The sequence below is a fragment of the Pseudoduganella sp. OTU4001 genome, from assembly GCF_038440195.1.
Classification (GTDB): domain Bacteria; phylum Pseudomonadota; class Gammaproteobacteria; order Burkholderiales; family Burkholderiaceae_D; genus Rugamonas.
Window position 1 is genome coordinate 36,148 of sequence record NZ_JASATG010000022.1, and the last position, 26,467, is coordinate 62,614.

Below are 26,467 nucleotides of genomic sequence, written 5' to 3' on the forward strand. Positions count from 1 at the left end.
GTGCCTCAGAATTGGTGGCGCATGCCGCAGGCCAGCAGGCGCCGGTCGCCGCCAAGGCGCGTGGCCTGGTAGTGTGCCAGCGCGTCGTTGCGCAGGTCGGACGCGATGAGGTAGGTGTTGGTGCGCTTCGACAGCGTGTAGTAATAGCCCAGCGCCAGTTGCCGCGCGTCGGCGTTGGACTGCAGCTGGTCCTGTTTGCGCACATAGGTGGCGGCCAGAGTGTTCATGCCGAACGGGAAAGTGAGTCCCAGCAGGTAGTCGCGTGTGTCGAGCGTGCTGCCGTTGCGGTTGCGCGCTACCAGCAGCCAGCCGCGCACCTTGCCGAAATCGTAGTTGCCGCCGGCAAGCACGCTGCGCACCAGTTTGCGGCCCTGGCCATCGTTGGTCTGGTGGTAAGCCAGTACCGCGTTGAGTGGACCAGCGGCATAACCGGCGTCCATGCTGACCTGACGGTTCGCGCTGTGGCCGACGCCCGATTCGCCAAAGCCATAGGCCAGGTCTGCGTAGAAACCGCCGAGCGACGGCGGCAGCGAGAATTTGATGGTGTTGTCCATGCGCACGCCGGAATCCTGGAACAGGCGCGTCGCTTCACCCGGTCCTTTGGCATCGAAAGGATCGTTGGTGGCGATGGCGCCAAAGTAAGGCGTGAACATGCGGCCCAGCTTGACCGCGCCGAGCGGGCCGGACAGGCCGACCCAGACCTGGCTGCCGAAGACCTTGCTGCCGAAGGACGGGGTGCCGGTGTCGGCCTCGATCTGCGATTCGATGACGAAGCTGGCGCTCATGCCACCGCCCAGCGCTTCATTGCCTTTGAAGCCCAGGCGCGATGCCGTTTGCAGCCCGCTGTCCACTTTCATGGTGGTGATGCCCGAATCGGTATCGCGCACCACGCCCAGGTCAGCCACGCCATAGACGGTCACGCCTTGCTGGGCCCAGGCGGCGTGTGCGCCGCTGGCCAATGCCAGGACTGCTATAGCCAGCCGTTTCATGAGCACCGCCTCTTATCGGGTCTAAAGCTATGTTTTACGCCTGAGTGCGCGGCGATGCAATGCTGGGGTGGGCCGGTGTCCTGCATTCACTACAGGGGCGGCTGGCGGGATTGCTTGCATCCATGGATTTGGCTATGCTGGCCCGATGCGCATCCGCCCGATCATCTGCCTCGCCCTGTCGCTGAGCTGTGCCTCGGCGTGGGCGCAGCGTTGCGAAACGGGCCATGGCGCCCGCTTCAGCGTTGGGGTGGAGAAGCTGCAATACATGCCCTTGCATACGGTGGACGGCAACAACCGCTATGGCGGCTATGCGCGCGAGGTACTCGACGCCTTCGCGGCCCAGCATGGTTACACCTTCGATTATGTGCCCTTGCCGATCAACCGCCTGTACAGCCGTTTCCTGACGGAGCGCACGCTGGACTTCAAATATCCGGATAATCCCAAATGGCGCGAGGAGTTGCGCGGCGGGCTGCCGGTCGCCTACAGCGAGGTGGTGGTATCGACGGAAGAGGGCGCGATGGTGCTGCCGGACCGGCGCGGCAAGCCGCTGTCCGCCCTGCATACCCTTGGCACGGTGCTCGGCTTCACGCCCTGGCCCTACCAGGCGGCGATCGACAGCCGCGCGCTCGAACTGACGACGTCGAACAGCACGGATAGCCTGCTGCGCCTTGGCCTGGCCGGCCACCTGGACGCGGTTTACGTCAACGTGGATGTCGCCAACCACATGCTGGCAGGCGAGCTGAAAACGGCCGGCGGCCTGGTGTTCGATCCTTCGCTGCCGCACGCGCGTTCGGACTTCCGCCTGTCGACCTTGCGCTGCAAGCAGGTGGTGGAGCAGTTCAACCGCTTCCTGCAGCGCGAGCAGGGCATGCTGCAGCGCTTGCGCGCCGGCTACCGGATTGGCGACGCCGGCGGCAACGGACGCTAGCGGCGCGAAATCAGCATCCCAACGATTACGCCGATGGCAGCACCGGCGGCCACCGCCTTCCACGGGTTGTCGTGCACATAGTGGTCGGTGGCCTGGGCCGCCATCTTGCCTCTGGCCAGCACGCTGTCTTCCAGCTTCAGCAGATCGCGCTTGGCGGTGCGCAGCGTGTCCTCGAACTTGGCCTTGACCATGCCGAGGTCTTCGGAATTGGCTGTGGCAGCATTGCGCAGCCAGGTTTCGGCATCCTGCACCGCCTGCTTGAGATCGCCCATCAGGCGTTCGCGCGCTTCGGTACTTTCGTTGTGGCTATGGCTCTTGCCGTTGGCAACGCCGCCGCCGTTGGGTTTTGCAGCTTGGGGTGTCTGGTCCATGATCGCCTCGTGTCAGTGAACAGCACTCAGATAAATGCAGTATAGGTCAGCGCAGCGCGTAGTCGAGCACAATGCCTGCGAAGATAGCGGCGCCGAGGTAGTTATTGTGGCGGAAGGCGGCGAAGCAGGGCGCACGCTCGCGGCCGCGGATCAGGAAGTAGTGGTAAACCGCGCAGCCGGCGGCCACGGCGAGGCCGGCCAGGAAGGGCCAGCCCAGGCCGAACTCAAGGCCCACCGCCAGCAGGATCGCCAGGTGCACGCCGTAGCACAGCATGATGATCGCCACGTCCAAACGGCCAAAAGTGATAGCGGAAGTCTTGATGCCGATCTTCAGGTCGTCGTCGCGGTCAACCATGGCATATTCGGTGTCGTAGGCCACGGCCCAGAACACATTGCCCAGCAATAGCAGCCAGGCCACGGCCGGCACGCTGCCCTGCACGGCGGCAAAAGCCATCGGCATGCCGAAGCCGAACGCGATGCCGAGGTAGGCTTGCGGGATGGCGAAGAAGCGTTTGAAGTAAGGGTAGGTGCCGGCGATGACCAGCGCGGCCACGCTCAGTTGCTTGACCAGGGCGTTCAGCGGCTGGATCAGCAAAAAGGCGATCAGCGACAGGCCGGCGGCGATGGCCAGCGCTTCCTTGCCGCTGACGCGGCCGCTGGTGATCGGGCGTTCGGCGGTGCGTTTGACGTGCTTGTCGAAGTCCTGGTCGGCGTAATCGTTGACGGCGCAGCCAGCCGAGCGCATCAGGAAGGTGCCGAGCGAGAAGATCAGCAGCAGCTGCCAGTCCGGCACGCCGCCCGAGGCCAGCCACAGCGCCGACAGGGTCGGCCACAGCAGCAGCACCGTGCCGATCGGTTTGTCCAGCCGCACCAGGCGGAAATACAGTTCGAGTTTGCTCAGGGGTGGGGTAGTCGCTTCCATCCCCGTATTTTACTCGGCGTGGCCGTTCAGCATGCGGATGCCGGGCAGCTGGCAGTCGCCCACCGCTTCCACAATGGCGTCGATGGCAGCCTTGCGGGTAAAACTCTTGCGCCAGACGATGACCACGCGCCGGTTCGGCTCGGGATTCTCGAAATAGCGGAAAGCCAACATGCCGTCGCGGCCTTCCATATCCGGCACCGAGGCGCGTGGCAGCACGGTCAGGCCGATGCCGCTGGCCACCATGTGGCGGATGGTCTCCAGCGAGGAACCTTCGAAAGTACGCTGCATGCCGTTGCCGGGCGAGGAGAAGCGCGCCATTTCGGGGCACACTTCCAGCACCTGGTCGCGGAAGCAGTGGCCATTGCCCAGCAAGAGCATGGTTTCGGTTTTCAGCAGTTCGGCCGGCACGCTGCTGCGGCCCGACCAGGGGTGGCTCTTGGGCATCGCCACCACGAACGGCTCGTCGTACAGCGCTTGGACCGCCATGCCGTGCTCCGGCAGCGGCAGCGCCATGATGGCCGCGTCGAGTTCGCCCTGGCGCAGCATTTCCAGCAGCTTGACGGTGAAGTTCTCCTGCAGGATCAGCGGCATCTGCGGCGTCTTTTCGATCATCCGCTTGACCAGCGGCGGCAGCAGGTAGGGGCCGATGGTGTAGATCACGCCCAGGCGCAGCGGCCCGGCCAGCGGGTCCTTGTTCTGCTTCGCCAGCTCCTTGATTGCCGCCGTCTGTTCCAGCACCCGCTCCGCCTGGGCCACGATCTGGGCCCCCAGCGGGGTGACGGAAATCTCCGCCCCGCCGCGCTCAAACAGGACGACTCCGAGCTCGTCCTCCAGTTTCTTGATGGCGACCGACAGGGTGGGTTGGGCAACAAAACACGCTTCGGCGGCATGGCCGAAGTGTTTCGCTCTGGCAACTGCTACGATATATTTAAGCTCGGTCAGTGTCATAAATCCATTTGAACACAGGTGTATGCATTGGTGCAATGCTACGGATGGATGATGGCGCTGGCTATAATGACCAGCAATCTATTCAGAGAGGCGACTATGTCATCCACACTAGGCCATGAAGAAGCCCAGGCGTATATCCATAAATTATTGACCGCCATGCACCAGGTGGGCGGCTCGGACCTGTTTATTTCGGCCGATTTCCCGCCCAGCATCAAGTCGCAGGGCTCGATGCGCGCCCTGAGCCAGCAGCGCCTGACGCCGGATGTCACGCGCGCCCTGGCCTATGCCATCATGAATGATAAGCAGCGCCGCGAGTTCGAGGCGGAGCTGGAGTGCAATTTCGCGATTTCGCTGCCGAATGTGTGCCGTTTCCGCGTCAATGTCTTCGTGCAGCAGCAGGCGGTGGGCATGGTGATCCGTACCATCGCCTCGGAAATCCCGAATTTCCAGAAGCTGGACCTGCCGGAAGTGCTGAAGGAAGTGGTAATGACCAAGCGCGGCCTGGTGCTGGTGGTGGGTGGTACCGGCTCCGGCAAGTCGACCACGCTGGCGGCCATGATCGATTACCGCAACCAGAATTCGGCCGGCCATATCATCACCGTGGAAGACCCGGTGGAGTACGTGCACAAGAACAAGGGCTGCCTGATCACGCACCGCGAAGTGGGCGTGGATACCCATACCTGGCACCATGCGCTGAAGAACACCCTGCGCCAGGCGCCGGACGTGATCCTGATCGGCGAAATCCGCGATACGGAAACCATGGAGCACGCGATTGCCTTCGCCGAGACCGGCCACCTGTGCCTGGGCACCCTGCACGCGAACAATGCGAACCAGACCATGGACCGCATCATCAACTTCTTCCCGGAAGAGCGCCGCAACCAGCTGCTGATGGACCTGTCTTCCAACCTGCGTGCGATCGTGTCGCAGCGCCTGATCCGCACCGAAGATGGCAACGGCCGCAAGGCGGCCATCGAGATCCTGCTGAACACGCCGACCATCGCCGAGATGATCTTCAAAGGCAATTTCCACTCGATCAAGGAGATCATGGCCAAGTCGCGCGAACTGGGCATGTGCACCTTCGACCAGGCCTTGTTCGAACTTTATAATAGGGGCTATATCGGCTACGAAGAGGCGCTGCGCAACGCCGATTCGACCAACGGCCTGCGCCTGCAGATCAAGCTGCACGGCAGCCGCCCGCCGCCGGATGCGGCTGAAGCCGCGACGCCGGCCAAGTCGGGCGGCCTGAGCATGCAACTGGATGAAGAAGAGGAAGAAGAAGGCGAATGATCGATTTTGAGAAGAAGATGTGCGCGCGCGCCGATCTGGCGGCGCGTGTGGCGGAGCTGCCCAAGCCGGTGGTCATGACCAATGGCGTGTTCGATATCCTGCACCGCGGCCATGTGACCTATCTGGCGCAGGCACGCTCGCTGGGCGCTTCGCTGGTGGTGGCGGCCAATACCGATGCTTCCGTCAAGCGCCTGGGCAAGGGCGATGACCGTCCGCTGAATAATTGCGATGACCGCATGGCGCTGCTGGCGGCGCTGGAATCGGTCAGCCTGGTGGTGCCGTTTGACGAGGACACGGCGCTGGAGGCGGTGCTGCAGGCGAAACCGGAAATCTATGCCAAAGGCGGCGATTACGATATGACCGCGATCCCGGAAGGGAAGGCGGTGCTGGCTTACGGCGGCAAGGCGGTGGCCATCGATTTCGAGCACGACCGCTCGACCACCAAGCTGCTGGCCAAGGTGCGCATGTTTGGAAAATAGGAGGCCGTCATGGCTTTTGGTGTGCTGCTGACCGATGAGGGCGTGGCGGAACTGGGCGCCGTGCTCAAGGACTATCTGGCCGATGGACCTTCAGGCAAGTTCCTCGCGTGCAAGGAAGCCAATCCTGACCGCAGCTTCTTCCACCTGATTGCGGAAACGCAGAATGCGGAAGGGGCGGCGGTGGAGCTGGAGCTGTACATCCCCAACCGGTATGTCAAGCTCGTGATGTCGGGGCTGGAGCGCAAGCACATCGGCTTCCTTTAATTCTGCAGGATGGTGATCTTGCCATCCGCTTCCAGGAAGGCGTACTTCATCTTTCCCAGCGGGCAGTCGTGTTCGCGCAGCGCTTGTTCCATATCGCCTTCCGCCACGTGGTTGCGGCGCAGGACGTGCTTGAAGATCTTGCCGTCGCGGCCGAGCAGAACGGCCGTGCCCTCCACGAAATCGGCCGCCTTGCTGCTGCGCGCGGTGATGAAGGCGATTGCCACGTTCAGCGCGACTAGCGTCACCACCACGATCAGGCCGCCGGCCACCGAGTCGTCGCCGCCGGTCAGGCCGGCCGACACGGACTCACTGAGCAACATGACGACCAGCAGGTCAAACGGGGTGAACTGGCCGACGGTGCGCTTGCCGCTTACGCGCATCATGACCAGCAGCGCGATGTAGATCATTACGCCGCGCACGACGAACTCCCACCAGGGCAGGTCGATGTCGAACATGTCGGGCTCCTTTCAGCCCGGTTATACGTCAGTTCAAGCGCGCGCGGCCACACGCTTCCGTTCGTCAACCCAGCAAATCCTGGAGTGACTTGGCGTCGCAAATGCGCTGTGCCAGGCGTTGCACTTCGTTTGCGCCAGCCGCGCTTAGCTGCCGGCCGACGTGCTCTGGCAACGGACCGAAACGCTGTTCCGCCAGGTCAATCAGCATCAGCCTCCGACCCTCCTTACGGCCTTCTTCACGGCCCTCTTCACGGCCCTCTTCACGGCCCTCTTCACGGCCCTCTTCACGGCCTTCCACGAGGCAGCGCGCCCGTGCTTCTGCAAGTTGTTTCGCAAGATGCTCTGCCGCCTGACGTTGCAGCTCTTGGCGCAGATCTTCCTTACAGCGATCCCAAAGCGATACGTACATGAAATCCTCCTTCGTGAAATTCTGACGGAAGTGAAAGTCCAGCGCGGATGGCAGTTGCATGATGCGGTCCAGCAGCTCGAGCATTTGCATACGCTGGGCGTCGCTCCAGCCCGGCCCGCGCAGGATTTCTGTCAGCCTGCATTTGGCAGCCAGGCGCGCGAAAGGTTCCCGCTTTGTGCGCACTGTTTGCAGATGAGCCGCGATGAACAGGGCGAAGCTGTTGCTGGCCTTCAGCAGCGCAGCAAGCTGAGGTTCCAGCTCGCGCAGCTTGCAGGTGCCGAAATGCATGGCTAGCCAGCTGGGGCCGAAGCCATAGCCGAACTGTGCGGGATGCCAGATGGCACTGTCATCGCCCAGGATGGCCAGGCTGATGACGGGAATGCGGTATTTGACGAAGAGCAAGGCGTGGTAGACGTACATTCGTTCGGCGAAATGTTCGTCGCGCTGGCACTGGACTTCTAGGTGCAGGATGACTGGCTGGCCGTCGCTTGCTATGCAGCGCCAGACGCGGTCTGCGTGGCAGGCATTGCTGGCGGGCGCCGCGCTATCAACCGGCTGATGCAGCTCGGCATCGAGCACGGTGAACGGGCATGACAGGTCCAGCGCCGCCGCGATAGCGGGGAAGCAGAGCGTCAGGCACTCGGCCGGCAAGTATTCAAGGGCGCACTTCCAGGCGCCGTCGAGCTGGTCGGGGCTGTGGGTGGGATCTGGGGTAGGGGACATGCGCGTTGGAGCGCCGTCCCTGCGCCGGGTTCCGCGCGTTGGCGGCCCGGCGTTTGATCTAGATCAAACCTTAGGCGCCGCCGGCGTAGCCGTGCTGGCGCCAGGCTTCAAATACGACGACGGCGACGGTGTTGGAGAGGTTAAGGCTGCGGTTGCCCGGCATCATGGGCAGGCGGATGCGCTGCTGCGCCGGGAAGGATTCGCGGAACTCGGGCGCGAGGCCGCGCGTTTCGCTGCCGAACACGAATACGTCGCCGGGCTGGAAGGCCAGTTCGGCGAAGGGGCGCGAGCCATGGGTGGTCATGGCGAACATGCGGCTGCTGTCCGGCTGGACGTCGGCCAGGAAGGCCGACCAATCCTTGTGGACCTTCATTTCCGCATACTCGTGGTAATCCAGGCCGGCACGCCGCATCTTGGCGTCATCCAGCGGGAAGCCGAGCGGCTCGATCAGGTGCAGCTGCGCGCCGGTGTTGGCGCACAGGCGGATCACATTGCCCGTGTTGGGTGGGATTTCCGGGTTGACCAGCACTACATGAAACAAGTTTTTCTCCTAGTTCGTATTCGGGGGCGTGCGGGCGAACACGAGGTTCGTCACGCGCGCGGCGCCGTGGCGCTTCAATGTTGCCGCCAGCTCCTGCAGCGTCTGGCCGCTGCTCATGACGTCGTCCACCAGGCCGATATGCCGGCCTTCCACCAGCGCCCGGTCGGGGATGGCGAAGACCTGGGCAACATTGGCCTGGCGTGCGCCGTGGGGCGTGCTGCTCTGCGCCCGCGTGTCGCGCACCCGCACTGCCAGCTGCGCGTGCGTCGCAATGCCGAGCTGCTTGCCCAGCGGGCGGGCGATTTCCAGCGACTGGTTGAAGCCGCGCTCGGACAGGCGCTGCAGGCCGAGCGGCACGGGGCAGAGCACGGCCGGACGCGGGCTGTCGTGGCGCTGCACCGCATCGGCCAGCAGGCTTGCGAACAGGCGCGCCAGCGCGAGCTGTCCGGCGAATTTTAACTGAAGGATCAGGCGGTCTACAGGAAGGGCGTATTCGGCCGCCACGATCGTGGCGTCGAAAGCGGGACGGTCGGACTGGCAGCGCCCACAGGGGACCAGGCACGCCAGTGCGGCCGGGCGGGACGCGCCGTCAGGCGCGGCGGGCGGGGGCAGCGGGTTGGCGCAGATGGGGCAGCGGGGCGGGTGGGGGCGGAAGAATTGCTCGTGGCAGCCGGGGCAGAGCAGGGTGGGCCCGGCGGCGCCGCACAGCACGCAATTGGAGGGCAGCAAGGCGGCCAGCAGACCGCCGGCCAAAGCAAGGGCCATCGCAAATCCCCGCGAACGAGTAAACTGCCCGGATTATCCCATTCTAAAGCCGTAATAAATATGCAAGTCCCAGCAAAACCGCCGAAATTGAGCGCTCCCATTGATCTGGATCTAGTCCGCCAGCTGTTTGCCGATCCGGCGCGCGTGGCGGAAGCCGATTTCCTGCGCCGCGAAATCGCCAGCCGCATGCACGAACGCCTGCAACTGGTGAAAGTGAACCCACAGCGTGTGCTGGACGCCGGTTGTGGAACAGGCGCCGACCTGCCGGTCTTGCAAAAAAGTTATCCCGCCGCCCAGATCCTGGGCGCCGACAGCTCGCCCGGCATGATCGCCGCCGCGCGCGGCCAGGCCGGCAAATCCGGCTTCAGCCAATTGATTGGCAAACTGCTACCAGCAAAGTCCGGCATTGACTACCTGTGTGCCGATATGGCTGACCTACCGCTGGCGCGCAACAATGTCGACCTGGTCTGGTCTAATCTTGCGCTGCACTGGCACCCGCAGCCGGACCGCGTGTTCGCGGAATGGCACCGGGTGCTGAAAGTTGGCGGTTTGCTCATGTTCTCGTGCTTCGGTCCCGATACGCTGCAGGAGCTGCGCGCCGCCTTCGCCGAAGTCGACCTGGCGCCGCACACGCTGCCGTTCGTCGACATGCACGATTTTGGCGACCAGCTGGTGGAAGCCGGCTTTGCCGAGCCGGTCATGGATATGGAAAAGATAACAGTTACTTACGACAATGCCGACAAGCTGCTGGCCGACGCCCGTGCCCTGGGCGGCAACCCGCTGCAGACCCGCCGCAGGGGGCTGCTGGGCAAGGACGGTTTTGCGCGCCTGAAGGCCGCGCTGGAAAAACAGCGTCGCGCCGATGGCAAATTGGCATTAACGTTTGAAGTGATCTACGGACACGCTTTCCGTCCGGCGCCGCGCGTGACCAGCAGCGGGGAGGCGATCATCCGTTTTGACCTGCCGCGCAAGCCTAAAAAATAGGCAGAAATAGGCGAAATTACCGGGGTTTACCACATCGAAAGGGCATCTGCCCTTGATGTAGGACATGTTCACTGAGTATAATCATTGACTAATTTTGCCAGTACTTCGTCCAGCCGAACGCGACAAAGCGATCCCGGGCAGGCAAACGTGGCAACAATGCTAACGGTGATGTAAGGTCGCCGGCAGCGATTTTCAAGGTTCCAGCACAGTCCGGTTCGCGAAATTTTTTTTCGTGCGGGACAGGCTCGGAACCTTTAGGTGTTTTAGCGTGCGGCGGCAGTCCGGTTCGGCGGGCAACGGCGCACACCAATTTTTTTATTTTTGGGTGGTTGGGGAAAACATGAAACTTGCGAAACGACTTCAATCGTTGATGCTCGGCTTGGCCGTCACCGCCGCGAATGCGGCGTGGGCCGGTCCTGCGGCGACAGCGGCCGTTGACTACAAGACCGCGACCGGCGGTACCGGTGGTCCAATGGTTAATCAGCTGAACCTGCAGGCTCCTGCAACGCAGATCGCTGCTGATATTTACAGCCTGCATACGCTGATGATGGTCATCATTATGGTGATCTTCGTCGCCGTGTTCGGCGTGATGTTCTATTCGATCTTTAAGCATCGCAAGTCGCTCGGCCACAAAGCTGCGACCTTCCACGAATCCACCGCGGTTGAAATCGCCTGGACCGTGGTGCCTTTCCTGATCGTTATCGGTATGGCACTGCCAGCGACCAAGACCGTGGTTGCAATGAAAGACACTTCCAACGCCGACATCACCATCAAGGCGACCGGCATGCAGTGGAAGTGGGGCTATGACTACCTGAAGGGCGAAGGCGAAGGCATTTCCTTCATCTCCAACCTGTCCACCCCACGCTCGCAAGTGGGCAACCCAGGCGAAGCGCCAACCGAAAAGCGCGGCGAAAACTACCTGATGGAAGTGGACAACGAAGTGGTTGTTCCAGTCGGCAAGAAGATCCGTATCGTGACCACCGCGAACGACGTGATCCACGCCTGGATGATCCCAGCCTTCGGCGTCAAGCAGGATGCGATCCCTGGTTTCGTGCGCGACACCTGGTTCAAAGCTGAATACACTGGCACCTTCCGCGGCAACTGCGCCGAACTGTGCGGTAAAGAGCACGCCTTCATGCCGATCGTGGTCCGCGTTGTGACCGCCGAAGAGTACACCGCCTGGGTGGAAGGCAAGAAGAAGGAAATGGCAGCCCTGGCTGACGACCCGAACAAGACCTGGACTATCGACGAACTGAAGACCAAGGGCGAAAAAGTTTACACCGCTAACTGCGCAGTTTGCCACCAGGGCAACGGCAAGGGCGTGCCAGGTGCATTCGCTGCACTGGACGGCTCGGCAGTTGTGAATGGTCCAAAAGCCGAACAGATCAAGGTTCTGCTGCACGGCCAGAAGTCGGGCAAGTTCCCATCCGAAATGCCGGCATGGAAGCAACTGTCTGACACCGACATCGCGGCTGTTATCACTTACACCCGCAACACCTGGTCGAACAAGCCAGCGGAAAACATCGTTCAGCCAGCCGAAGTTGTGGCTGCACGCAAGTAATTAGGAGCTTTACATGAGCACTCACGATCACGCACACGATCACGCCCACGGCGACCACGATCACGCACACGATCACCCACACGGCCTGAGCCGTTGGCTGTTCGCGACCAACCACAAGGACATCGGTACCCTGTACATGTGGTTCTCGTTCATCATGCTGCTGTCCGGCGGCGTGCTGGCACTGATGATCCGTACCGAACTGTTCAAACCAGGCCTGCAGTTCTTCCAGCCTGAGTTCTTCAACCAGCTGACCACCATGCACGGCCTGGTGATGGTGTTCGGCGCGATCATGCCTGCGTTCGTCGGCTTCGCTAACTGGATGATCCCGCTGCAGATCGGCGCATCCGACATGGCGTTCGCCCGTATGAACAACTTCTCGTTCTGGCTGCTGCCGCCTGCGGCAATCCTGCTGGCTGGCTCGTTCTTCGTGCCAGGCGGCGCGACCGCTGCCGGCTGGACCCTGTACGCTCCGCTGTCGACCCAGATGGGTATCGGCATGGACATGGGTATCTTCGCGATGCACATCATGGGCGCGTCGTCGATCATGGGTTCCATCAACATCATCGTTACCATCCTGAACATGCGCGCTCCTGGCATGACCCTGATGAAGATGCCGATGTTCTGCTGGACCTGGCTGATCACCGCCTACCTGCTGATCGCTGTGATGCCGGTTCTGGCAGGCGCCATCACCATGACCCTGACCGACCGTCACTTCGGTACCTCGTTCTTCAACGCCGCTGGCGGCGGTGACCCGGTCATGTACCAGCACATCTTCTGGTTCTTCGGTCACCCAGAGGTGTACATCATGATTCTGCCGGCCTTCGGTATCGTGTCGCAGATCATCCCAGCCTTCTCCCGCAAGCAGCTGTTCGGCTACGCTTCGATGGTGTACGCCACCGCGTCCATCGCGATCCTGTCGTTCATCGTTTGGGCGCACCACATGTTCACCACCGGCATGCCGGTGACCTCGCAGCTGTTCTTCATGTACGCCACCATGCTGATCTCCGTGCCGACCGGCGTGAAGGTCTTCAACTGGATCGCGACCATGTGGAAAGGCTCGATGACTTTTGAAACCCCGATGCTGTTCTCGGTTGGCTTCATCTTCGTGTTCACCATGGGCGGCTTCACCGGCCTGATGCTGGCAGTGACCCCGGTCGACATCCAGCTGCAGGATACCTACTACGTGGTGGCGCACTTCCACTACGTGCTGGTGGCAGGTTCCCTGTTCGCGCTGTTCGCAGGCTTCTACTACTGGGCTCCTAAGTGGACCGGCCACATGGTTAACGAAACCATGGGCAAGGCGCACTTCTGGCTGTCGCTGATCACCTTCAACATCACTTTCTTCCCAATGCACTTCCTGGGTCTGGCCGGTATGCCGCGTCGTTACGCTGACTACCAGGCACAGTTCACCGACTTCAACTCGATCGCCACCATCGGCGCGTTCGGTTTCGGTCTGTCCCAGGCATTCTTCCTGTTCGCTGTGGTCCTGCCGACCATCCGCGGCGGCAAGAAAGCTGAAGCGAAGCCATGGGATGGCGCAGAAGGCCTGGAGTGGACCGTGCCATCGCCGGCGCCGTTCCACACCTTCGAAGTACCACCGACTGTCAAGTAATGACGTTTTTGCGGGCGGCCCGGCCGCCTGCGTAGGAAGCAGCAAATGTCTGATCCGAAGAAGCCGAACAACCTGCGCCTGGCGCTGATCCTGGGTTCCGTAGCGCTGGTGTTCTTCGCGGCAGTGATCGCGAAACGCTGGATCCTTGGTGTGTAAATGAGCACCGGGGATTCCAACCGCAAGATGCTCGGCAAACTGCTGGTCATCGCGGTGATGATGTTCGGATTCGGTTATGCGCTGATTCCGGTCTACAAGCACTTGTGCGAGGTGCTCGGCATTAACGTGCTGACACAGCGCGACGGCAGCGTCGACGACGTGAAAAACACGCAGGTCGACACCAGCCGTACGATTACCGTTGAGCTGGACAGCAATGTGCAAGGCACGCTGCGCTTCCGCCCGACACAAAACAGTATTACCGTGCATCCTGGTGAAATGGTCACCGTGGTGTACGAAGTGGTGAACAGCTTGCCGCGCGAGGTGAAAGCCCAGGCGATTCCAAGCTATACGCCGCAAAGCGTCACGCCGCATTTCAGGAAGGTTGAATGCTTCTGCTTCAAGGAGCAGACCCTGAAGGCGAACGAGGCGCGGCAGATGCCGGTGATGTTCTACATCGATCCGGCGGTGCCAAAGGATATTAAAGTCATGACCATGTCGTACACCTTCTTCGAAACCGGGCTGGTGGGCAAGTCATGAAGTCGTTCCTGTATTCGATGAAAGCAGTGCTGTGGTCGTTTATTGGCCTGCGCCGCAAAGGTGATTTTGACCAGGATGAGCAGAAGTTGAGCATCGCCCACGTCATCATCGCCGCCCTGCTGGGCGCGGCCATGTTCATCGGCCTGCTGGTATCGATCGTTAAATTTGTAGTCTTAAAGTAAATTTTGCAGGATTTTAGGGAGAACAAGATGAGCTCTAATAACGCCGCGGCACCGTACTACTTCGTGCCTGGTCCATCCAAATGGCCAATGCTGGCAGGTATTTCCCTGCTGATTACCATGATCGGCGCTTCCGCCTGGGTTAACGATGCCTCCTGGGGCATGGTGGCCTGCCTGGCTGGTATCGTCATGACCCTGTCGGTACTGTACTGCTGGTTCGGCGACGCCATTTCCGAGTCGGAAAAAGGCCTGTACTCCAAGCGTATCGACGTGTCCTACCGCTGGTCGATGGGCTGGTTCATTTTCTCCGAAGTGATGTTCTTCGGTGCTTTCTTCGGCGCGCTGTACTACGCCCGTTCCATCACCTTCCCATGGCTGGCTGACCTGGACCACAAGTTCATCTGGCCTGACTTCAACGGCGCCTGGACTGGCAGCGTTGGTCCTGCTGGCACCGTGGATTCGTACACCCCGATGGGCCCGTTCCCGATCCCAACCATCAACACCGCGCTGCTGCTGGCTTCGGGCATGACCCTGACCATCTCGCACCACGCGCTGCAAGCTGCCAACCGCTCCAAAGCGATCTTCTGGCTGGCTGCGACCGTGCTGCTGGGTGCCGTGTTCATGGGCTTCCAGGCTTACGAGTACATGCACGCGTACAGCGAACTGAACCTGAAGCTGACCTCCGGCATCTACGGTTCGACCTTCTTCATGCTGACCGGCTTCCACGGCTTCCACGTGACCATGGGCGCGATCATGCTGTCCGTCGTCCTGTACCGTCTGATCCGCGGCGACATGAGCGCTGAACACCACTTCGCCTTCGAAGGCGCGGCCTGGTACTGGCACTTCGTTGACGTGGTCTGGCTGGGCCTGTACGTCGTCGTGTACTGGCTGTAAGACGCGGGTATAATTTAGCCCGCAATAAAAAAAGCCGCAGCGCTTGCCTGCGGCTTTTTTGCATTTGTAAGCATCCTAGCGGATGCCGGTCGGCTTGATGTAGCCCATCTTGGCCAGCACCAGGATGGTGATGAACAGGAAGATCGAGAAGCCGACGCGCAGCGCGAAGGCGCGCACCATCTTCGGATTGGCCGATTTGCTGCGCATCATGCTGATGAAGGCCGAAGCCAGGCTGCCGATGATCAGCACGAAGGCTACGGCGACGAAATATTTCATGGTAATTAAGTAGGAACTAAGGAAAATAAGGTCTCATTGTATGGCATTCCGCTTCCGCTTGATCCCCTTCCTGGCGACCGCTGTGCTGGTCGCCATCGGCGTTGCGGCCGGGCGCTGGCAGGATGGCCGCGCGGCGCAGAAGATCGCGCTGGAAGCGCGACTGGCCGCCGGCAATGCGGCCGCTCCGTTGACGCTGGGCGCGGCGCCGGTCGCTGCGGCCGCCGTGGAGTTCCGCCGTGTGCGCCTGCGGGGCGAGTGGGTGGCCGGCTGGCCGGTTTACCTCGACAATCGTCCGCATGGCGGACGGCCTGGTTTCTACCTGTTGATGCCGTTGCGCCTGGCCGGCAGCGATATGCATGTGCTGGTGGCGCGCGGCTGGCTGCCGCGCGATATGGCGGACCGCAGCAAGCTGCCTGCCTACGCCACGCCGGCCGGGCCGGTGACGGTGGAGGGCATCGCGCGGCTGGCGCCGGGCCACGTCATGCAGCTGGGTGAGGCGGCCAAGCTGGCGCCGGGGGCGATCGTGCAGAATGCGGATGCGGCGGCAGTTGCGGCGGCAACCGGCTGGAAGTTCCAGCCGATTGTGGTCGAGCAGACCACGCCGGATGGCGCGGCGGCGGAAGCGCTGGTGCGCGACTGGCCGGCACCGGCGCTGGGCGCGGACAAGCATAAGGGTTATGCCTTCCAGTGGTACGCACTGGCGGCAATGGCAGTACTTTTCTTCGTATTCACTGGGTTGAGAAAAAGTGGAAAACACTAAACAAGTCGAGAACCAGCGCCGCCGTGGCCGCTGGAGCATGTTTGCGGTGCTGCTGGTGTGCGCTGCGCCGATCATTGCTTCCTACATCACCTATCACTTCATCAAGCCGGAAGGCCGCACCAACTACGGCGACCTGATCGACCCGCGCCAGTATCCGATTCCGGCCATGGCCAGCACCACAGTCGACGGCAAGCCGCAGACGCTGGAGGACTTTAAAGGCAAGTGGATCATGGTGAAAGTGGGCGGCTCCGCCTGCGACCAGAAATGCCAGGACATGCTGTTCATGATGCGCCAGCTGCGTACCATGCAGGGCAAGGAAGCCGACCGCGTCGAACGCGTCTGGCTGATCACCGATAACGAACCGCTGGAAACCTTCATGCTGCGCGTGAACGACGGCACCCGCTTCCTGCGCGCGCCGGCCGATGTGGTGGGCAAGTGGCTGCCGCTGGAGCAGGGCGGCAAGGTGGAAGAGCATATTTACCTGATCGACCCGCTGGGCAACCTGATGATGCGCTTCCCGAAAGATGCCGACCCGGCCAAGGTGAAGAAGGATATCGCCAAGCTGCTCAAGGCTTCGGCCATCGGCTAAGGCGCATGCAATGGACCACAACTCCTTTGCCCATATGGCGATCACGGCGCTGCTGGTAGCGGCGCTGCCGCTGTCGATCGTCTGGATCTCCAAGGACACCAACAAGTACCGCAAGCTGGTCTGGATCGCGGTGTTCCTGACCTTCGACCTGATCGTGTTCGGCGCCTTCACGCGCCTGACCGACTCCGGCCTGGGTTGCCCGGACTGGCCGGGCTGCTACGGCGAAGCCAATCCTTTCATCGCGCATGAACAGATCCGCGCGGCGGAAACGCTGATGCCGACCGGTCCGGTCACCATGGTCAAAGCCTGGATCGAAATGATCCACCGCTACCTGGCGATGGGCATTGGTGTGCTGATCGTGGCCATGATGGGGGTGGCGTGGTGGCGCTGGCTGGGCCGCCGCCGCGGCTCGGCCAACGCGGTGGTGTTCGCGCGCCGCGTGTCGCCCGGATTCCCGACCTTCCTGTTCTTCTTCATCCTGCTGCAGGGCGCATTCGGCGCCTGGACCGTGACGCAGAAGCTGCAGCCTATTTTCGTGACCGGCCACCTGGTGCTGGGCATGTCGCTGCTTGCGCTGCTGGCCTGGTTCGGCGGACGTGAGGACCAGCTGCATGCGCCGATGGCCGCCGCGCCGATGGCGCAGCATGCGCGCCTGACCCGCATCCGCCTGCTGGCCGCGCTGTCGGGCGTGGTGCTGCTGGTGCAACTGGCGCTGGGCGCCTGGGTCAGCTCCAACTATGCCACCCTGGCCTGCACCGAGTTCCCGACCTGCGCCGGCGCCTGGGTGCCGGAGATGGATTTCGAACACGCTTACCACCTGTGGCGCGACCTGGGCAAGACCGCGGCCGGCCACTACCTGCCGTTCTCCGCGCTGACCGCGATCCATTGGGTGCACCGCAACTTCGCGGCCGTGGTGGTGCTGGTGCTGGGCCTGACCGCGTGGCAGGCCTGGCGTGTGGAAGGCCTGGGCAAGCACGCGCGCTGGATGGCGGCGGTGCTGGCATTGCAGGCGCTGAGCGGCGTGGCAACCATTTACTTCAACTTCCCGCTGGCCATTGCGGTGGTCCATAACGCGGGCGCGGCAGCCCTGGTGCTGTTGCTGACCATGATAAACTACCGGGCCAAGTATCTCGCTGCGCCCGCATATCAATAACAATGAAATCCTCCACTTCCCGCATGGCCCAGTATTGGGCGCTGACCAAGCCGCGTGTCACGCAGCTGGCCGTGTTTTGCGCCGTCATCGGCATGTTCCTGGCCACCGACGGCCTGCCTGACTGGCGCGTGGTGATCGCCGGCACCGCCGGCATCTGGCTGCTGTCCGGTGCGGCGTTTGCCGTCAACTGCCTGGCCGAACGCGAAATCGACGCGCGCATGGCGCGTACCGCGCGCCGTCCGATGGCGATGGGCGATATCAGCGTCAAATCCACCGTGGTGTTTTCGCTGGTGATCGGCGGCGCCGGCATGTGGATCCTGCACGAGCTGGTGAACCCGCTGACCGCCTGGCTGACCTTTGTCACCTTTGTCGGCTACGCCGTGATCTACACCATGATCCTGAAGCCGGCCACGCCGCAGAACATCGTGATCGGCGGCCTGTCCGGCGCCATGCCGCCGGCCCTGGGCTGGGCCGCCGTCGCCAACGACGTGCCGATGCAAGCCTGGCTGCTGGTGCTGATCATCTTCGTCTGGACCCCGCCGCACTTCTGGGCCCTGGCCATGTACCGCAAGGCCGACTATGAGCGTTCCGGTCTGCCGATGCTGCCGGTGACCCACGGCATGGGCTTTACCGCCTTCCATATCTGGCTGTACTCGATCATCCTGGCCGCCACCACGCTGCTGCCGTTCGCGGTGAAGATGAGCGGCCTGATTTACCTGGCCAGCGCGGTGGTGCTGAATGCGGTGTTCCTGTACTACGGCTGGCGCATCTACAAGCATTACAGCGATATCGTGGCGCGCAAGGCCTTCACCTGGTCCATCATCTACCTGTCGCTGCTGTTCGCGGCGCTGCTGGTCGACCACTACGTCAAGATCTGAACATGATGAAAAAACTGTTTGCGGCGCTGTTCATGCTGGCCGCCCTGGCTGGCTGCGGCGATAAGCAGCTGAAATTCGAGAACACCGACCTGACCGGCCTGGGTTACGCCAACGGCTTCGCTCTGAACGACCATACCGGCAAGCCGGTCACGCTGGAGTCGTATAAGGGCAAGGTAGTGGTGCTGTTCTTCGGCTTCACCCACTGCCCGGACGTATGCCCGACCACCATGGCCGAAATGTCGGCCGTGATGAAGGAGCTGGGCCCGGACGCGGACAAGGTGCAGGTGCTGTTTGCCACCCTCGACCCTGAACGCGATACCAAGGAACTGCTGGCGCAATACGTGCCGGGCTTCGACCCGCGCTTCGTCGGCCTGTACGGCACGCCGGAGCAGACCGCCGCCACCGCCAAGGAATTCAAGGTGTTCTACCAGAAGGTGCCGGGCAAAACCGCCGACAGCTACACCATCGACCACACCGCCGGCAGCTACGTATTCGACAAGAACGGCAAGATCCGCCTGTTCCTGCGCCACGGCGGCGGCCCGGCGCCGATCGTGCATGACCTGAAGCTGCTCGCCGCAAATTGAATTCCTGTTAAGCTAGGGGCATGGAAAAACGATTTCAGCCCTATAGCCGCCTGGCAGCCATTGTCTTCCTGGTCATTGGCTGCCTCTACATCCTCCGTCCCTTCCTGGCCGGCATCCTGTTCGCCGCCGCCATCGCCATCTCCTCCTGGCCGCTATACGAACGCCTGCTTGGCCGCCTGAAAGGGCGCCGCACGCTTGGCGCAGCCGTGATGACGGTGTCGCTGATCCTGGTGATCCTGGTGCCGCTGTCGCTGGTGACCTGGAATATCGCCGACAGCGTGACGCACTTCTACCACGGCGCCCGCGTGGCGCTGGAGGCAGGGCATTTCGAGCCGCCGGCCTGGCTGCGCCAGTTGCCGCTGGTGGGTGAATCGGTCGATGCCTACCTGCGCCAGGTCCTGAGCAGCAAGGAGGAACTGGTGGCGGTCGCCAAGAAGTACATCGAGCCGGCGCGCACGGTCCTTCTGAATAGCGGCATCGTGCTGGGCGCCGGCGTGGCCCAAGTCAGCCTGGCCGCCTTCGTCGCCTTCTTCCTGTACCGCGACGGCCATAACATCGTGGCCGCCCTGGCGGTAGGTATGGACAAGATCATGGGCGAGCATGCGGTGGAGGTGTCCGAGACCGTCAGCCGCACCGTGACGGGCGTCATGTACGGCATGCTGGGCACGGCGCTGGCACAGGCTGCTGTGGCTGCGGTGGGTTTCCTGATTGCTGGCGTGCCGGCGGTGGCGCTGCTGTCGGTAGCTACCTTCATCTTTTCGCTGGTGCCGGTGGGACCGCCGCTGATCTGGGGCGGCGCGGCGATCTGGCTGTTCTCGGAAGGGCTGACCGGCTGGGGCATCTTCATGGTGGTCTACGGCCTGGTGGTGATCAGCGGCGTCGATAATGTGGTCAAGCCGATCCTGATCTCGCGCGGTTCCAGCCTGCCGTTTGCGCTGGTGCTGCTGGGCGTGATGGGCGGCGTGCTGGCCTTCGGTTTCGTCGGCCTGTTCATCGGCCCAACCCTGCTGGCGGTGGCGCTTGGCTTGCTTAGAAACTGGACGAAAGTTAAACCAGTCGTATAGTTCATTACAGAAGGGTTATACTAGCGCCTGTCCAACGATCACAAGGAGGGCGCAATGAAAGGCGTCGTATTTACGGAGTTCATGGAGCTGGTTGAAACGCGCATGGGCCTCGATATGTTGGACCGGATTATCACGGAAGCCAACCTTCCCAACGACGGCGCCTACACTGCAGTGGGCACCTATGACCACGCGGAGCTGGTGCGCCTGGTCCAAGCCCTGTCCAACGCCAGCGGCTTGAGCGTGCCGCAATTGATCCACCTGTTCGGCGAACACCTGTTCCAGCGTTTCAGCTTGCAGTATAAGGCGCTGTTCGCCGACAGCCGCACCGCCTTCGACTTCCTGGCTCGCATCGACGACGTGATCCACGTCGAGGTGCGCAAGCTGTATCCCGATGCCGAACTGCCAACGTTGCCATGCGAGCGCCCAACGCCCGATTCGCTGGTAATGCTTTACAGTTCGCCGCGCGGTTTCGGCGACCTGGCCGAGGGCCTCATTGCCGGCTGTATCAAGCACTTCGGCGAAGACATCAAGGTCACCCGTGTCGATTTGCCGAAGGAAGGCGCGTTGCACCGCGTCCGCTTTGAACTGGTCAAGCAAGCCTGATGAATCCCGACTCTCCCCCAAGCACGGTCGCGACCCGCAGCCTGCTGCGTGAGCGCGCTGCACGCAAGGAAGCGGAGACGCTGCTCGAACAGAAGTCCCTCGAACTGTACGAAAACTTCCAGCACCTGCGCCAGCTGAATACCCACCTGGAGGACAGCGAGCTGCGCTACCGCACCCTGGTGGAGCTGGCGCCGGATGCGATCTGGATCCACAGCGGCGGCGTGATCACCTTCGTCAATCCGGCTGCGGTGCGCCTGTTCGGCGCCGCTACGGCGGAAGAACTGATCGGCACCAATGCGCTCGACCGCTTCCCGCCAGCCTTCCACACGGTAGTGGAAGAGTGGTCGGGCCTGGATTTGCAGAAGGTGCATGAGAAGCAGCGCAGCACGCTGCAACTGCTGCGCGTCGATAACAACCTGGTCGACGTCGAATTCTTTGCGTCCGATATCCGCTTCAACAACGAAGATTCGGTGATGAACGTGGCGCACGACATCACCGAACGCCTGCTGCACGAAAAGGCGATCAAGCACCAGGCCACGCACGACCAGCTGACTGGCCTGCCGAACCGCAGCCTGTTCCTGGACCGCCTGACGCATGCCATCCGGCGCGCCGAACGCCGCAAGGAAAAGCTGGCGGTGGTGTTCGTCGACCTGGATAAATTCAAGCAGATCAACGACACGCTGGGCCACGCGGTGGGCGACGAGCTGCTGCGCACGGTGGCCGGTACGCTGAAGAAATGCGTGCGCGACTTCGATACCGTGGCCCGCCTGGGCGGCGACGAGTTCGTGCTGCTGCTGGATAGTCCGCTGGGCGATACCACGCCCGGCATGATTGCCGAACGTATCGGCGCGCGCCTGGCGCAGCCGCTGCAACTGGCCGGCCAGGACCACATCATCACCGGTAGCATGGGCCTGAGCCTGTATCCCAATGACGGGGCGCAGGCCGAAGTGCTGCTGCGCCAGGCCGATATCGCCATGTACCGCGCCAAGGAGGGCGGCCGCAACCGCTTCCAGTTCTTCACGCCGGAAATGCAGCACCGCCTGGATGCGCGCGTGACGCTGGAGCAGGGCCTGATGCGCGCCCTGCAGCGCGACGAGTTCGTTTTGCACTACCAGCCGCAGGTCGATATCCGGCGCGGCAAGGTGATCGGCATGGAGGCGCTGCTGCGCTGGGAGTCGCCGGACCTGGGCCTGGTGCCGCCGCTCGAATTCATCCCGGTTGCGGAAGAATCGAACCTGATCATCGCCATCGGCAACTGGGTGCTGGACAAGGTATGCGCCACCATGCGCAAGTGGCTGGACACCGGCGTGCCGGTGGTGCCGGTGGCGATCAATGTGGCGGCTTCGCAGTTCTCCAACTCGGACCTGGAGAAGCAGGTGCGCGAAGTGCTGACGCGCTACCATCTGCATCCGCACCTGATCGAGCTGGAACTGACGGAAAGCCTGTCGATGGATAACCCGGAAGGCACCATCGACCTGATGTACCGCCTGAAGGACATCGGCGTCGCCATGTCGATCGACGATTTCGGCACGGGCTACTCCAACCTCAGCTACCTGAAGCGCTTCCCGGTGGATAAGCTGAAGATCGACAAGAGCTTCACCAGCGGCCTGACGCGCGATCCAGAAGACCGCTCCATCGTCACCGCCGTGATCCGCCTGGCGCATAGCCTGGGCTTGAAAGCCATCGCGGAGGGCGTGGAAACGGAAGGCCAGCTGCAACTGCTGGCGCGCGAAGGCTGCGATGAGTTGCAGGGCTATTTCTTCAGCAAGCCGCTGCCTGAAGCACAGGCGGCGAAGTTCCTGAGCGACGGTGTTTCGATGGGGCTGGCAGTACTGCCGGACGCGATTCCGTAAGAGCGCTTAACGCACCAGCATCGACTGCGCGCGTTCTGGGCTGACGTGGCGTTCCATGATGGCCTTCATGGCGCCGTCTTCGCGCATGGCGCGCAGCGCCTGTTCCAGCTTGACGGCGCTGGCCTCGGGCACCAGGCGCGACACCACCATCGCTCCCAGCACATTCTCGCGCGGCACCAGGTCCAGCACGCGGAAGCGGGCAGCCAGCGCGCTGTCGCGCAGCAGGGCGTCGATATTGCTGCTTAGCTGGAAGATGGCTTGTACCCGGCCATGCTGGAACAGGCGTACCAGCGTGGCGTAATCGGGCGCTTCGTAGACGCGGCCCTGCTTGCGCAGGCGTTCAAGCCAGGCGTCGTAGGACGTGCCATGCTTGAAACCTTTGATGACAGCGACTTTCAGGTCCGGCTGGGCGGCGACCTGCTCCAGCGTTGCCGCGTTGCGTGCAAAATCATGGCGTACCAGGAGCATATTGCGCGCTTGCAGGTAAGGCGTGAAGCGCGCAAATTCCTCGCGTTCGGGTGTCGGGATGCCGGACATGGTCATGTCCAGCGTGCCTTCCTTCAGCATGGTCCAGATGCGGATGCGCGATTCGCGCGTCATGCGCAGCTCGCAGCCGGTACGGCGCGCCAGCTCTTCGACGATGTCCTTGTCGATACCTGTCCATTGCTCGCCGCTGCGGTAGTACAGCGCGCCGTGCTCGTACATGGCGACCGTCAGCGGACCGCAGGCTGCGGCAGCCGCGCTGCCGGTGCCGGCGGCGCAGGCGAAGACGATGGCTGTCAGGGCGCGGCGCAATCGCATGTCAATCCTGTTCGTCCGAGTCCGGCGGCAGGTTGCGTGGAATGACCTTGACCAGCAGGATGCGCGGGCCGTTCATCTTTTTAACCACCAGGTCGAAGCTGCCGAATTCCACGCGCTGGCCCTGTTTCGGGATGTCGCCCAGCTTCAGCATGATCAGGCCGCCCACCGATTCAATCTCCTCCATGCCCAGTTCTTCGTTCTCGATGTCGACGCCCAGCGTGCGTTCCAGCGAGAAGATCGGCAGGCTGGCCTTGCCGACCAGGGAACCGTCCGGCTGCTTCAGCCAGTCGTTTTCGTTGAGGCGGAATTCGTCGTGGATCTCGCCGACCATGGCGCCCAGCAGGTTGTCCAGGGTCAGGAATCCGACCGGGCGCTTGCCTTTCTCGCCGATCAGGGCGAAGTGCGGTGCGCCGTCCTTGAAGCGGCGGAACAGTTCCAGCGCCGGGGTGCGGGCGGAAATGGTTTCCACCGGGCGCAGGAAGCCGGACAGGTTCTTGATGTCCTTGCGCGATTGCAGCGCAAAGAACAGGTCTTTCAGGTGCACCACGCCCAGCACGGTATCGCCTTCCTCGTCGAAGTAGGGGTAGCGGCTGAAGCGGTTGCGCACCACGGTGTCGAGGTTTTCGTCGATCGAGCGGTCGGCATGCAGCGCGATCACCTCGTTGATCGGGCGCATCAGGTCAGCCACGCGCAGATGCGAGAAGTCGAGCGAGTTGGCCAGCACATTGCGTTCGTCCTTGTTGAAGGCTTCGCCCGGCTGGCTGGTACGCAGGATCATCTTCAGTTCTTCGTTCGAATAGTGCGACTCGTGGCCGCCTGCTTCGCCCAGGCCGGCCAGGCGCAGCACCCAGTTGGCACTCTGGTTCAGCAGCCAGATGGCCGGATACATGGTCCAGTAAAAGGCGTATAGCGGCAGTGCGCACCACAGGGCGACGGCTTCGGGGATGCGGATGGCGAGCGATTTCGGCGCCAGTTCGCCCACCACGATGTGCAGGAAGGAGATGGTGACGAAGGCGAAGACGAAGGAAATGCCATGCACGACTTCGGGCGAGCTGATGCCGACGAAGGTAAGCAGGGGTTCCAGCAGGCGGGCAAATGCAGGTTCACCGATCCAGCCCAGGCCCAGCGAGGCAAGCGTGATGCCCAGTTGGCAGGCGGACAGGTAGGCATCGAGGTGGCCGTGGACCTTGGCAAGGATGCGGCCGCGCAGGCCCTGGGTCTTGGCGATGGCGCGTACGCGGGTGCGGCGCAGGGTGACGATGCTGAATTCGGCGGCGACGTAAAAGCCGTTCAGTGCTACGAGGAAGAGTGCAAAGATTACTAGTAAAAGGTTGTCCATATGCGCCCTAGGGCGGGGAGTCGAAACCTCTATCTTATCCGACCCGGCACCGCCCCTGCGCATTTTTCATTATTGCTTGATGGAATCTGCTTGTGGCGCCAGGCCACTGGCCTTGCAAATTCCCAGCAGGCGCAGGGCCAGCGCGGTGTCGCTGGCGGCGCGTTCGCGCTGCACGGCGAGCAGGGCGCGCTGCGCTTGCAGCAGGGGCAATTCGTCGCCCAGGCCGCGCTTGGTGCGCGCGGTGGCGAGCTCCAGCGTGCTGCGGGCGCTGGCTTCGCGCGCGGCCAGGGCTTGCTGGCGCTGGCGTTCGGCGGCGTAGCCGGAGAGGGCGTCGTCCATCTCGTGCCAGGCTTTCAGCACGGTTTTCTGGAAAGCGATGGCGGCTTCCTGCTGTTCCAGCTCGCGCAGTTCGACCGTGGCGCGGCGGCGGCCGTTGTCGAAGATCGGCAGCTGCAGGCTGGGACCCAGCGACCATTGGCGGCTGCCCCAGTCGCCGAAATTGCCGGCCGCCAGGGATTCGAGGCCGAATGAGAGACCGAGCGTGACGCGCGGGTAGAGGTCCGCCATCGCGACGCCGATACGTGCGGTAGCCGCTTGCAGGCGCGCCTCGGCGGCCTGGATGTCGGGCCGGTGGCGCAACACCTCGCCCGGCACGCCCAGCGCCAGGTCGGGGCCGCGCATCGCCGCCACGCCGCCTGCGGGCTGCGCCGGCGCGAGCTGCGCTTGCAGCGCGCCTGGAGGCTGCGCGAGCAGCATCGTCAGGCGGTTCAGCGCCCCGGCTTCCGCTTCCAGCTGCGCCGGCAGGCGGCCTTCCAGTTCCGCCAGCGCGGCCTGCTGCTGATCGACCTCCGTCCCGGTGGCCAGGCCGCCGCGCTGGCGCGCCGTGGTGAGCGCCGCCATATCGCGCAGCGCCGCAATCTCGGCCTGCAGCAAGGACTGCTGGCGCTGTACCGAGCGCAGTTCGTAGTAGTTGCGTGCCACCTCCACCTGCACCGCCAGCTGCACGTCGCGCAGCACCGAGCTGGCCTCCGCCATGCCCGCATCGGCGGCCTCCACGCTGCGCCGCACGCGGCCCCACAGGTCCAGTTCCCAGCTGGCATCGAGCCCGGCCTGGTACAGCAAGAACGGATCGCTGAGTCTTTCGATCAGCACCTCGCGGTTGGCGGGATTGATCGCATCGACCATGCGCGTGCCTGCTCCGAATTCGGACTGGCGCTGGCGCGACACGCCGCTGTGCGCCGAAACCTGCGGACCCTGGCCGCCGGCTGCGACATTGCGCGCCATGCGGCTTTGGGCAAAGCGCAGCGCTGCACCGCGCACGTCGAAGCTGGCCGCCAGCGCCTGCTTTTGCAGCCCGGCCAGCACTGGATCGTCAAAACGTGCAAAGGCCTGCGTGGAACCTGCCGGCAACCCGGTGTCGCGCAGGGCAGCGGCGCCGCCATGCCAGTCGCCATAGGCGGCAGGGGCCTTTACTTCAGGCGCGTGGAAATCAGGACCGACGGCGCAACCGGCCAGGGACAGGCAAAGCAGGGAAATGATTGTGCGTTTCATGATGTTTCCAGT

At 62.8% G+C, this 26,467-nt stretch carries 31 protein-coding genes; 19 read left to right on the top strand and 12 right to left on the bottom strand.

Annotated elements, in window-relative coordinates; all coding sequences use genetic code 11:
• Positions 1–5: 5 nt before the first annotated feature.
• Complete coding sequence (locus AAHE99_RS18565; RefSeq protein ID WP_342118828.1) at positions 6–989, bottom strand: porin; 984 nt, start codon at positions 987–989, stop codon at positions 6–8.
• 145 nt (positions 990–1,134) lie between these two features.
• Here AAHE99_RS18565 and AAHE99_RS18570 point away from each other — a divergent pair, with 145 nt between their 5' ends.
• Positions 1,135–1,917: a substrate-binding periplasmic protein gene (locus AAHE99_RS18570; protein ID WP_342118829.1), complete on the top strand. Its 783-nt coding sequence runs from the start codon at positions 1,135–1,137 to the stop codon at positions 1,915–1,917.
• Here AAHE99_RS18570 and AAHE99_RS18575 read toward each other — a convergent pair.
• The 3 genes from AAHE99_RS18575 to AAHE99_RS18585 are packed head-to-tail and all read right to left on the bottom strand — an operon-like array spanning position 1,914 to position 4,158.
• Positions 1,914–2,288, bottom strand: coding sequence for a DUF883 family protein (locus AAHE99_RS18575; protein ID WP_342118830.1), 375 nt, complete (start codon positions 2,286–2,288; stop codon positions 1,914–1,916). The two genes, AAHE99_RS18570 and AAHE99_RS18575, sit on opposite strands and share 4 nt — an antisense overlap.
• A gap of 46 nt (positions 2,289–2,334) precedes the next feature.
• Entirely contained in the window at positions 2,335–3,189 is an 855-nt protein-coding gene (gene ubiA / locus AAHE99_RS18580) for a 4-hydroxybenzoate octaprenyltransferase (protein WP_342118875.1), read from the bottom strand.
• Between the two features lie 30 nt (positions 3,190–3,219).
• Positions 3,220–4,158: a hydrogen peroxide-inducible genes activator gene (locus AAHE99_RS18585; protein WP_342118831.1), complete on the bottom strand. Its 939-nt coding sequence runs from the start codon at positions 4,156–4,158 to the stop codon at positions 3,220–3,222.
• Positions 4,159–4,254: 96 nt separating this feature from the next.
• Here AAHE99_RS18585 and AAHE99_RS18590 point away from each other — a divergent pair, with 96 nt between their 5' ends.
• From AAHE99_RS18590 to AAHE99_RS18600, 3 genes are read left to right on the top strand one after another with little or no spacing between them, the layout of a single operon-like run.
• On the top strand, positions 4,255–5,445 hold the full coding sequence (locus AAHE99_RS18590; protein ID WP_342118832.1) for a PilT/PilU family type 4a pilus ATPase: 1,191 nt from the start codon (positions 4,255–4,257) through the stop codon (positions 5,443–5,445).
• Entirely contained in the window at positions 5,442–5,924 is a 483-nt protein-coding gene (locus AAHE99_RS18595; RefSeq protein ID WP_342118833.1) for an adenylyltransferase/cytidyltransferase family protein, read from the top strand. The genes AAHE99_RS18590 and AAHE99_RS18595 overlap by 4 nt, the downstream gene beginning before the upstream one ends.
• A 9-nt stretch (positions 5,925–5,933) precedes the next feature.
• Complete coding sequence (locus AAHE99_RS18600; protein WP_342118834.1) at positions 5,934–6,188, top strand: hypothetical protein; 255 nt, start codon at positions 5,934–5,936, stop codon at positions 6,186–6,188.
• On the opposite strand, the gene AAHE99_RS18605 is transcribed toward AAHE99_RS18600, so the two are convergent.
• The 4 genes from AAHE99_RS18605 to AAHE99_RS18620 form a co-directional block, all read right to left on the bottom strand.
• Entirely contained in the window at positions 6,185–6,643 is a 459-nt protein-coding gene (locus AAHE99_RS18605) for a DUF421 domain-containing protein (protein WP_342118835.1), read from the bottom strand. The genes AAHE99_RS18600 and AAHE99_RS18605 overlap by 4 nt on opposite strands.
• A gap of 64 nt (positions 6,644–6,707) precedes the next feature.
• Complete coding sequence (locus AAHE99_RS18610; protein ID WP_342118836.1) at positions 6,708–7,775, bottom strand: hypothetical protein; 1,068 nt, start codon at positions 7,773–7,775, stop codon at positions 6,708–6,710.
• A 70-nt stretch (positions 7,776–7,845) separates the two neighbouring features.
• Positions 7,846–8,316: a tRNA (uridine(34)/cytosine(34)/5-carboxymethylaminomethyluridine(34)-2'-O)-methyltransferase TrmL gene (gene trmL / locus AAHE99_RS18615; RefSeq protein WP_342118837.1), complete on the bottom strand. Its 471-nt coding sequence runs from the start codon at positions 8,314–8,316 to the stop codon at positions 7,846–7,848.
• Between the two features lie 9 nt (positions 8,317–8,325).
• Positions 8,326–9,081: a ComF family protein gene (locus AAHE99_RS18620; RefSeq protein ID WP_342118838.1), complete on the bottom strand. Its 756-nt coding sequence runs from the start codon at positions 9,079–9,081 to the stop codon at positions 8,326–8,328.
• A 60-nt stretch (positions 9,082–9,141) separates the two neighbouring features.
• Between AAHE99_RS18620 and AAHE99_RS18625 the strand changes: the two genes are divergently transcribed.
• From AAHE99_RS18625 to AAHE99_RS18655, 7 genes are all read left to right on the top strand, one after another.
• Positions 9,142–10,065: a methyltransferase domain-containing protein gene (locus tag AAHE99_RS18625; protein WP_342118839.1), complete on the top strand. Its 924-nt coding sequence runs from the start codon at positions 9,142–9,144 to the stop codon at positions 10,063–10,065.
• Between the two features lie 340 nt (positions 10,066–10,405).
• Positions 10,406–11,626, top strand: coding sequence for a cytochrome c oxidase subunit II (gene coxB, locus AAHE99_RS18630; protein ID WP_342118840.1), 1,221 nt, complete (start codon positions 10,406–10,408; stop codon positions 11,624–11,626).
• 13 nt (positions 11,627–11,639) lie between these two features.
• Entirely contained in the window at positions 11,640–13,238 is a 1,599-nt protein-coding gene (gene ctaD, locus AAHE99_RS18635; RefSeq protein ID WP_342118841.1) for a cytochrome c oxidase subunit I, read from the top strand.
• 45 nt (positions 13,239–13,283) lie between these two features.
• Positions 13,284–13,394 (top strand): cytochrome oxidase small assembly protein, encoded by a 111-nt coding sequence (locus AAHE99_RS18640; protein ID WP_342118842.1) that lies wholly within the window; start codon positions 13,284–13,286, stop codon positions 13,392–13,394.
• Positions 13,395–13,931 carry a cytochrome c oxidase assembly protein gene (locus AAHE99_RS18645; RefSeq protein WP_342118843.1) on the top strand — a complete coding sequence of 179 codons (537 nt, stop codon included), beginning with the start codon at positions 13,395–13,397 and terminating at the stop codon, positions 13,929–13,931.
• Positions 13,928–14,113: a DUF2970 domain-containing protein gene (locus AAHE99_RS18650; protein ID WP_342118844.1), complete on the top strand. Its 186-nt coding sequence runs from the start codon at positions 13,928–13,930 to the stop codon at positions 14,111–14,113. The genes AAHE99_RS18645 and AAHE99_RS18650 overlap by 4 nt, the downstream gene beginning before the upstream one ends.
• 27 nt (positions 14,114–14,140) lie before the next feature.
• Positions 14,141–15,004: a cytochrome c oxidase subunit 3 gene (locus tag AAHE99_RS18655; RefSeq protein WP_342118845.1), complete on the top strand. Its 864-nt coding sequence runs from the start codon at positions 14,141–14,143 to the stop codon at positions 15,002–15,004.
• 75 nt (positions 15,005–15,079) lie between these two features.
• Here AAHE99_RS18655 and AAHE99_RS18660 read toward each other — a convergent pair whose 3' ends face one another.
• Entirely contained in the window at positions 15,080–15,280 is a 201-nt protein-coding gene (locus AAHE99_RS18660; RefSeq protein ID WP_342118846.1) for a DUF2909 domain-containing protein, read from the bottom strand.
• 40 nt (positions 15,281–15,320) lie between these two features.
• On the opposite strand from AAHE99_RS18660, the gene AAHE99_RS18665 reads away from it, so the two are divergent.
• From AAHE99_RS18665 to AAHE99_RS18700, 8 genes are read left to right on the top strand one after another with little or no spacing between them, the layout of a single operon-like run.
• Positions 15,321–16,040: an SURF1 family protein gene (locus AAHE99_RS18665; RefSeq protein WP_342118847.1), complete on the top strand. Its 720-nt coding sequence runs from the start codon at positions 15,321–15,323 to the stop codon at positions 16,038–16,040.
• Positions 16,041–16,077: 37 nt separating this feature from the next.
• Positions 16,078–16,629 (top strand): SCO family protein, encoded by a 552-nt coding sequence (locus AAHE99_RS18670; protein WP_342118876.1) that lies wholly within the window; start codon positions 16,078–16,080, stop codon positions 16,627–16,629.
• 10 nt (positions 16,630–16,639) lie between these two features.
• Entirely contained in the window at positions 16,640–17,782 is a 1,143-nt protein-coding gene (locus tag AAHE99_RS18675; RefSeq protein WP_342118848.1) for a COX15/CtaA family protein, read from the top strand.
• Positions 17,783–17,784: 2 nt separating this feature from the next.
• Positions 17,785–18,660, top strand: coding sequence for a heme o synthase (cyoE, locus tag AAHE99_RS18680; RefSeq protein ID WP_342118849.1), 876 nt, complete (start codon positions 17,785–17,787; stop codon positions 18,658–18,660).
• A gap of 5 nt (positions 18,661–18,665) precedes the next feature.
• The gene (locus AAHE99_RS18685; protein WP_342118877.1) at positions 18,666–19,244 is read left to right on the top strand and encodes an SCO family protein; all 579 of its coding nucleotides are present in this window, start codon (positions 18,666–18,668) and stop codon (positions 19,242–19,244) included.
• 20 nt (positions 19,245–19,264) lie between these two features.
• Positions 19,265–20,308, top strand: coding sequence for an AI-2E family transporter (locus tag AAHE99_RS18690; RefSeq protein ID WP_342118850.1), 1,044 nt, complete (start codon positions 19,265–19,267; stop codon positions 20,306–20,308).
• 54 nt (positions 20,309–20,362) lie between these two features.
• Positions 20,363–20,911 (top strand): heme NO-binding domain-containing protein, encoded by a 549-nt coding sequence (locus AAHE99_RS18695; RefSeq protein WP_342118851.1) that lies wholly within the window; start codon positions 20,363–20,365, stop codon positions 20,909–20,911.
• Positions 20,911–22,764 (top strand): putative bifunctional diguanylate cyclase/phosphodiesterase, encoded by a 1,854-nt coding sequence (locus tag AAHE99_RS18700; protein WP_342118852.1) that lies wholly within the window; start codon positions 20,911–20,913, stop codon positions 22,762–22,764. The genes AAHE99_RS18695 and AAHE99_RS18700 overlap by 1 nt, the downstream gene beginning before the upstream one ends.
• A 6-nt stretch (positions 22,765–22,770) precedes the next feature.
• On the opposite strand, the gene AAHE99_RS18705 is transcribed toward AAHE99_RS18700, so the two are convergent.
• The 3 genes from AAHE99_RS18705 to AAHE99_RS18715 all read right to left on the bottom strand — a co-directional run bounded on the left by AAHE99_RS18705 (position 22,771) and on the right by AAHE99_RS18715 (position 26,455).
• Positions 22,771–23,565, bottom strand: coding sequence for a substrate-binding periplasmic protein (locus tag AAHE99_RS18705; protein WP_342118853.1), 795 nt, complete (start codon positions 23,563–23,565; stop codon positions 22,771–22,773).
• A 1-nt stretch (position 23,566) separates the two neighbouring features.
• Complete coding sequence (locus AAHE99_RS18710; protein ID WP_342118854.1) at positions 23,567–24,904, bottom strand: hemolysin family protein; 1,338 nt, start codon at positions 24,902–24,904, stop codon at positions 23,567–23,569.
• 69 nt (positions 24,905–24,973) lie between these two features.
• Entirely contained in the window at positions 24,974–26,455 is a 1,482-nt protein-coding gene (locus AAHE99_RS18715) for an efflux transporter outer membrane subunit (protein ID WP_342118855.1), read from the bottom strand.
• Positions 26,456–26,467: the final 12 nt, after the last annotated feature.

What these genes read in the sequence shown, in the direction of transcription:
- AAHE99_RS18660 (WP_342118846.1), bottom strand. Translation starts at nt 15,280, where the DNA reads ATGAAATATTTCGTCGCCGTAGCCTTCGTGCTGATCATCGGCAGCCTG.
- AAHE99_RS18600 (WP_342118834.1), top strand. Translation starts at nt 5,934, where the DNA reads ATGGCTTTTGGTGTGCTGCTGACCGATGAGGGCGTGGCGGAACTGGGC.
- AAHE99_RS18650 (WP_342118844.1), top strand. Translation starts at nt 13,928, where the DNA reads ATGAAGTCGTTCCTGTATTCGATGAAAGCAGTGCTGTGGTCGTTTATT.
- AAHE99_RS18565 (WP_342118828.1), bottom strand. Translation starts at nt 989, where the DNA reads ATGAAACGGCTGGCTATAGCAGTCCTGGCATTGGCCAGCGGCGCACAC.
- AAHE99_RS18625 (WP_342118839.1), top strand. Translation starts at nt 9,142, where the DNA reads ATGCAAGTCCCAGCAAAACCGCCGAAATTGAGCGCTCCCATTGATCTG.
- AAHE99_RS18705 (WP_342118853.1), bottom strand. Translation starts at nt 23,565, where the DNA reads ATGCGATTGCGCCGCGCCCTGACAGCCATCGTCTTCGCCTGCGCCGCC.
- AAHE99_RS18710 (WP_342118854.1), bottom strand. Translation starts at nt 24,904, where the DNA reads ATGGACAACCTTTTACTAGTAATCTTTGCACTCTTCCTCGTAGCACTG.
- AAHE99_RS18665 (WP_342118847.1), top strand. Translation starts at nt 15,321, where the DNA reads ATGGCATTCCGCTTCCGCTTGATCCCCTTCCTGGCGACCGCTGTGCTG.
- coxB (WP_342118840.1), top strand. Translation starts at nt 10,406, where the DNA reads ATGAAACTTGCGAAACGACTTCAATCGTTGATGCTCGGCTTGGCCGTC.
- AAHE99_RS18675 (WP_342118848.1), top strand. Translation starts at nt 16,640, where the DNA reads ATGGACCACAACTCCTTTGCCCATATGGCGATCACGGCGCTGCTGGTA.
- AAHE99_RS18645 (WP_342118843.1), top strand. Translation starts at nt 13,395, where the DNA reads ATGAGCACCGGGGATTCCAACCGCAAGATGCTCGGCAAACTGCTGGTC.
- AAHE99_RS18575 (WP_342118830.1), bottom strand. Translation starts at nt 2,288, where the DNA reads ATGGACCAGACACCCCAAGCTGCAAAACCCAACGGCGGCGGCGTTGCC.
- AAHE99_RS18605 (WP_342118835.1), bottom strand. Translation starts at nt 6,643, where the DNA reads ATGTTCGACATCGACCTGCCCTGGTGGGAGTTCGTCGTGCGCGGCGTA.
- AAHE99_RS18695 (WP_342118851.1), top strand. Translation starts at nt 20,363, where the DNA reads ATGAAAGGCGTCGTATTTACGGAGTTCATGGAGCTGGTTGAAACGCGC.
- AAHE99_RS18640 (WP_342118842.1), top strand. Translation starts at nt 13,284, where the DNA reads ATGTCTGATCCGAAGAAGCCGAACAACCTGCGCCTGGCGCTGATCCTG.
- AAHE99_RS18610 (WP_342118836.1), bottom strand. Translation starts at nt 7,775, where the DNA reads ATGTCCCCTACCCCAGATCCCACCCACAGCCCCGACCAGCTCGACGGC.
- AAHE99_RS18700 (WP_342118852.1), top strand. Translation starts at nt 20,911, where the DNA reads ATGAATCCCGACTCTCCCCCAAGCACGGTCGCGACCCGCAGCCTGCTG.
- AAHE99_RS18670 (WP_342118876.1), top strand. Translation starts at nt 16,078, where the DNA reads ATGTTTGCGGTGCTGCTGGTGTGCGCTGCGCCGATCATTGCTTCCTAC.
- AAHE99_RS18590 (WP_342118832.1), top strand. Translation starts at nt 4,255, where the DNA reads ATGTCATCCACACTAGGCCATGAAGAAGCCCAGGCGTATATCCATAAA.
- AAHE99_RS18690 (WP_342118850.1), top strand. Translation starts at nt 19,265, where the DNA reads ATGGAAAAACGATTTCAGCCCTATAGCCGCCTGGCAGCCATTGTCTTC.
- AAHE99_RS18685 (WP_342118877.1), top strand. Translation starts at nt 18,666, where the DNA reads ATGAAAAAACTGTTTGCGGCGCTGTTCATGCTGGCCGCCCTGGCTGGC.
- AAHE99_RS18595 (WP_342118833.1), top strand. Translation starts at nt 5,442, where the DNA reads ATGATCGATTTTGAGAAGAAGATGTGCGCGCGCGCCGATCTGGCGGCG.
- AAHE99_RS18620 (WP_342118838.1), bottom strand. Translation starts at nt 9,081, where the DNA reads ATGGCCCTTGCTTTGGCCGGCGGTCTGCTGGCCGCCTTGCTGCCCTCC.
- cyoE (WP_342118849.1), top strand. Translation starts at nt 17,785, where the DNA reads ATGAAATCCTCCACTTCCCGCATGGCCCAGTATTGGGCGCTGACCAAG.
- AAHE99_RS18715 (WP_342118855.1), bottom strand. Translation starts at nt 26,455, where the DNA reads ATGAAACGCACAATCATTTCCCTGCTTTGCCTGTCCCTGGCCGGTTGC.
- AAHE99_RS18585 (WP_342118831.1), bottom strand. Translation starts at nt 4,158, where the DNA reads ATGACACTGACCGAGCTTAAATATATCGTAGCAGTTGCCAGAGCGAAA.
- ctaD (WP_342118841.1), top strand. Translation starts at nt 11,640, where the DNA reads ATGAGCACTCACGATCACGCACACGATCACGCCCACGGCGACCACGAT.
- AAHE99_RS18570 (WP_342118829.1), top strand. Translation starts at nt 1,135, where the DNA reads ATGCGCATCCGCCCGATCATCTGCCTCGCCCTGTCGCTGAGCTGTGCC.
- AAHE99_RS18655 (WP_342118845.1), top strand. Translation starts at nt 14,141, where the DNA reads ATGAGCTCTAATAACGCCGCGGCACCGTACTACTTCGTGCCTGGTCCA.